Raw genomic sequence first — 4614 nt, 5'->3', positions numbered from 1 at the left:
GGGGAAAACACAGGATTCGGAAAAAATCGGGCGCTAAGGCAACGTGTCCTTCAATGAAGGACCGCTTTCGACCCACAGCGGACAAAAGGCTGCGAGCGGGCTAAAGCTTCACGACCTTCTCTAGACGTTAGCTTCCCAACGTACAGAACGGCCGAAACCGGGCCGTCCTTCCGCATTCGTCTTTGCCTCTTTAAGCGAAGAAAACCCGCCACCGCCAGCATTAAATCGGTTGCGCTCAGTTGTCGAACCGAACCATAAATAGTATGTGTCGACTTTAATATCGTTCGCCACCTCCGGGGCATCGTCGTAGTCACCACTCCCGTAGCGTATAGGGCTGTGCACGATACAGATATCGCATTCGACCATGTCGTCGTACAGAAACGTGCCTTTCGCAGCAACATTTTCCGAGGTGGGAAAAAAGGTCATAAGTTATAGTATTTTGTATTTTTTACCGGTGAGAGGGACGCGTCCGGCAGTTTGGTTAATGTCTACTCCTGGCCGGTTGCTGCCGCTCGCTTAAGTCCGCTTCCGACCCATTGCGGACGTTTGGCCCCGATTAAGCTCTCAGTTTAGGCAAAGACAGACGGTAGGGCGGCAAGTGCGGCAATAAAGGAGCCGATGCTGGTGCCGATCCATAAAGCATGTGTCTTCATGCCAATTTGTCCCCTTGGTACGAACAACCCGCCCATGAAGTACAGAGCCAAAAACGCGATCGCATAGAGCAGTCTGAAATCAATCAAATAAGTGATGGCCCCGAACGAAATGCCTGCCGAACAAAGCAATATCGTTCCCATCAGCGCAGCATCTTTCTTCATATTTTCTTGTTGTCCAAGGTCCGCTTTTGGCCGAAAGCAGCCTGTCGTAAAACAAATGTTTTCCGTCGGTTCAATAGGCGATATCTCGAGCTTACACGCCAAAGCATGAAAAGTGTACGGAAACCTATGTCGTGATGGTGTAGCATACGACAATCATATTTTATGGGTTTTCCGTACATGCTTGTCGGGTACATGCGGGTTTCGTCCGAGTCGGACCGCCAAAACACTAACCTGCAGCGCGACGCGCTGCAGGCGGCGGGCGTCGATGCCCGGCATCTTTATGAAGACCGTGCGTCCGGTTCTAAGGACGATCGGCCGGGCTTGGCCCAAGCGCTTGAATTCTTGCGGCCTGGTGATGTGCTTGTCGTCTGGAAGCTAGATCGGCTCGGCCGCTCATTGCCGCACCTCCTTTCTATCGTGAACACGCTCAAAGACAAGCAGGTCGCCTTTCGATCACTCACCGAAGGAATGGACACGACGACAGCTTCCGGCGAATTGCTGTTCCATGTTTTCGCCGCGCTGGCCCAGTTCGAGCGGGCGTTGACCAAGGAACGCGTGAGCGCCGGGCTTGCCGCAGCGCGCCGGCGCGGTCGTATCGGTGGCCGCCCGCCGTCAATTACCGGCGAAAAATTGGAGTCCATTCTTGCCGCTCTACGCGACGGCATGTCAAAGGCTGCTGTCTGCCGAACCTTTGGGGTCAAGCGAACCACGCTGATTGAAACCATCGCGCGAATTGGCGGCGCGGGGCCAACATGAGGTGCCTATACGCCGGCGGGATGGCGTAACGTATGGCGCGTCGCTCGGTACTTTCCGCAACGGAACGGGAGAGCCTGTTGGCACTCCCGGAGGCCGAAGACGACCTCATTCAGCATTACAGCTTCACCGAGTCCGATTTGTCCATGATCCGGCAGCGCCGCGGCGATGCGAACCGAATCGGCTTCGCCGTCCAATTGTGCCTGCTGCGCTACCCTGGCTATGCGCTGGCTGGCGACATGCCGGTGCCGGAAATGGTGATTCAATGGGTCGCCCGCCAGGTACGAAGCGATGCAGCCACTTGGCAGGAATACGGGGCGCGCGAAAAAACGAGAAATGAGCATTTGCATGAGCTGCGCGCCTATCTCGGATTGTCACCGTTCGGATTGACGGATTTTCGGAAGCTAGCGCACAGTTTGGCTGACCTTGCCATGCAGACTGATAAAGGCATCGTGCTCGCAAGCCATGCCTTGCAAACGCTGAGGCAGAAACGCATTATCTTGCCCGCTCTATCGGTCATTGAGCGTGCTTGCGCGGAAGCTGTGACGCGCGCCAACAGGCGCATCTATCGGACGTTGATCGAGCCGCTGGAACGACATCACCGAAGCGGGCTAGATAACCTGCTCAATGTTGCGCCGGACATAAAAATCACTTGGCTCGTATGGCTGCGTCAGTCACCACGCAAACCGAATTCCCGCTACGTGCGAGAGCATATCGAGCGCCTCAAGATCTTCCAGTCGCTCGCCCTGCCAGAGGGATTGGGCCGGCATATTCACCAAAACCGTCTGCTGAAAATTGCGCGTGAAGGCGCCCAGATGCAACCGAGCGACCTTGCCAGGTTTGCGGATGAGCGGCGCTACGCCACACTGGCAGCACTGGCCATCGAGGGCATGGCCACCGTGACGGACGAGTTGGTCGACCTGCACGACCGCATCATGGTCAAGATGTTCAGCGCCGCCAAGAACAAGCACCAGGAGCAGTTCCAAAAGCAAGGCAAGGCGATCAACGACAAGGTACGGCTGTATTCAAAAATTGGCCGTGCGCTGGTCAAAGCCAAAGAATCCGGCGGCGATCCATATGCCGCGATCGAGTCCATACTGCCATGGACTGAATTTGAACAAAGCATCACCGAGGCCACCCAGCTCGCCCGGCCCGCAACATTTGACCATCTACGACTGATCGAAGAGCAGTACAGCACATTGCGTCGCTATACGCCCGAATTTCTCGACGTGCTCAAGCTCAAGGCGGCGCCCGCAGCACAAGCGGTCCTTGACGCCATCGACGTCGTGCGCCAGATGAACACGACCGGAGCGCGCAAGGTACCGGAAGGCGCGACCATCACATTCGTCAAAGCCCGCTGGAAACCGCTCGTCATCACCAGCGATGGCATCGACCGCCGCTTCTATGAGATATGCGCACTGTCCGAGCTGAAAAACGCCCTGCGTTCCGGCGATATTTGGGTGCAGGGCTCGCGCCAGTTTCGCGATTTCGAGGAATATTTGCTGCCACCGGACAAATTCAGCGAACTCAGGCAGGCCCGCACGCTGCCCATTGCAATCAACCCTGACCTCGACCAGTACCTGCTCGAACGCGTGATGCTGCTGAACCAGCAACTGGCCACTGTCAACCAGCTTGCGCTGGCCAATGAACTGCCGGACGCCATCATTACCGACACTGGTCTCAAAATCAGCCCGCAGGATGCCGTGGTGCCCGAGTCGGCCCAGGCACTGATCGACCTCACCAGCGCGATGCTGCCACGCATCAAGATCACGGAGCTGCTGATGGACGTCGACGACTGGACCGGATTCACCCGCCACTTCGTCCACCTGAAAAACGGCGAGCAGGCCAAGGATAGAACACTGCTGCTGTCGGCGATTCTGGCCGACGCCATTAACCTCGGCCTGACCAAGATGGCGGAGTCGAGCCCCGGCGCGACCTATTCCAAGCTGTCGTGGTTACAGGCCTGGCACATCCGTGACGAAACCTATTCGGCCGGCTTGGCCGAACTCGTCAACGCTCAATCCAGTCACGCGTTTGCCGCCAACTGGGGCGACGGCACTACGTCATCATCGGACGGCCAGCGCTTCCGCGCTGCAGGCCGGGCCGAAAGTACCGGACACATCAACCCGAAGTACGGCACCGAACCGGGAAAGATGATCTACACACATATCGCCGACAACTACGCTCCGTTTAGCAGCAAGATGGTCAATGTCGGCGTCAGGGATTCGACCTATGTGCTCGACGGATTGCTGTATCACGAATCAGACCTGCGCATTGAGGAACACTACACGGACACCGCCGGCTTCACGGACCACGTGTTTGCGCTGATGCATACGCTGGGCTTTCGCTTCGCGCCGCGCATTCGCGAGCTCGGCGACACGAAGCTGTACATTCCGGGCGCCATTGCGGACTATCCAGGGTTGAAGTCTATGATCGGCGGTACCCTGAACATCAAGCACTTGCGCGCGCATTGGGACGAAATCCTGCGCCTGGCCTCGTCAATTAAGCATGGCACCGTCACCGCATCGCTCATGCTGCGTAAGCTCGGCAGTTATCCGCGCCAGAACGGTCTGGCGATCGCGCTGCGTGAACTGGGCCGCATCGAGCGCACACTGTTCATTCTGGACTGGCTCCAAAGCGTCGAGCTACGCCGGCGCGTCCATGCCGGATTGAACAAAGGGGAGGCGCGCAACGCGCTGGCCAGGGCAGTCTTCATTCACCGGCTGGGCGAAATTCGGGACCGGAGCTTTGAACAGCAACGGTATCGCGCCAGCGGCCTGAATCTGGTGACGGGGGCCATTGTGCTGTGGAACACCGTGTACCTGGAGCGGGCCACGCAGGCCTTGGGCGAGTCAGGCAAGCTGACCAAGGACGACATGCTGCAATACCTGTCGCCCTTGGGCTGGGAACACATCAATCTGACCGGGGATTACGTCTGGCGTCAGAATCGGAAGACCGACGTTGGACAATTTCGGCCGTTGGGGTTCCGCAACAACGAGTGAATTGGCTTAGCGCCCGATTTTTTCCGAATCCTGTGTGCACCCCT

Annotated in this window: 4 protein-coding genes; 2 read left to right on the top strand and 2 right to left on the bottom strand. The window is 57.5% G+C overall.

Annotated features, from left to right (window positions below):
• Positions 1 to 120: 120 nt before the first annotated feature.
• Together CR105_RS28110 and CR105_RS26920 are read right to left on the bottom strand one after the other, a co-directional pair.
• Complete coding sequence (locus CR105_RS28110; RefSeq protein WP_131021884.1) at positions 121 to 426, bottom strand: hypothetical protein; 306 nt, start codon at positions 424 to 426, stop codon at positions 121 to 123.
• A gap of 143 nt (positions 427 to 569) precedes the next feature.
• Complete coding sequence (locus CR105_RS26920; RefSeq protein ID WP_099794003.1) at positions 570 to 815, bottom strand: hypothetical protein; 246 nt, start codon at positions 813 to 815, stop codon at positions 570 to 572.
• A gap of 177 nt (positions 816 to 992) precedes the next feature.
• Between CR105_RS26920 and CR105_RS26915 the strand changes: the two genes are divergently transcribed.
• Positions 993 to 1571, top strand: a complete 579-nt coding sequence (locus tag CR105_RS26915) for a recombinase family protein (RefSeq protein WP_099794001.1) — start codon at positions 993 to 995, stop codon at positions 1569 to 1571.
• 32 nt (positions 1572 to 1603) lie between these two features.
• Positions 1604 to 4570 (top strand): Tn3 family transposase, encoded by a 2967-nt coding sequence (locus CR105_RS26910; RefSeq protein WP_099793999.1) that lies wholly within the window; start codon positions 1604 to 1606, stop codon positions 4568 to 4570.
• Positions 4571 to 4614 lie beyond the last annotated feature (44 nt).

The sequence above is a fragment of the Massilia eurypsychrophila genome, from assembly GCF_002760655.1.
In the GTDB taxonomy this organism is placed as follows: Bacteria; Pseudomonadota; Gammaproteobacteria; order Burkholderiales; family Burkholderiaceae_D; genus JAFCUW01.
Note: the sequence above shows the minus strand (reverse complement) of the source record. Positions and strands in the feature narration are given on the sequence as shown.